Source organism: Mesorhizobium sp. M2C.T.Ca.TU.002.02.1.1 (assembly GCF_003997225.1).
Genome location: NZ_RZTO01001558.1, coordinates 1 through 415 on the forward strand (window position 1 = coordinate 1; position 415 = coordinate 415).

1 pseudogene is annotated in these 415 nt (G+C 60.7%); it reads left to right on the plus strand.

From position 1 onward, the window contains the following. Positions 1-163: 163 nt before the first annotated feature. A pseudogene (locus tag EOD07_RS37265) lies at positions 164-415 on the plus strand (EamA/RhaT family transporter); the annotation flags it as partial.

Consider the following 415-nt stretch of genomic DNA (forward strand, 5'->3'; position numbering starts at 1 on the left):
GTGCGCATTCCTTGGGCTTTTCCTGTCGGTTTCGGGCGGAGAGCCAGCTTGGCTGGTCCAAGAATTTTGAGGTGCGCGCTCTTTACACGAAACGGCCACTCGACAAAACTGCGCAAAGGCTTCATTTGCGGCTTCGTTTTTCCGACCATCCTTACGAGGCAAGATGACCGTCGATCATGCCGTCGGCCACAACACGCTGCGCGGCATCACGCTGAAGATCGTCTCGGTGACGGTTTTCGTCGGCATGCAGACCTGCATCAAGGCGGCCGGCGACGTGCCCGCCGGACAGATCGTCTTCTTCCGCTCCTTCTTCGCCATCTTCCCGATCATCGCCTTCCTCGCCTTCAAGGGTGAGCTGGCCACCGCATTCACGACCAGGCGGCCGTTCAACCACGTCGCGCGCGGCGTCGTCGGC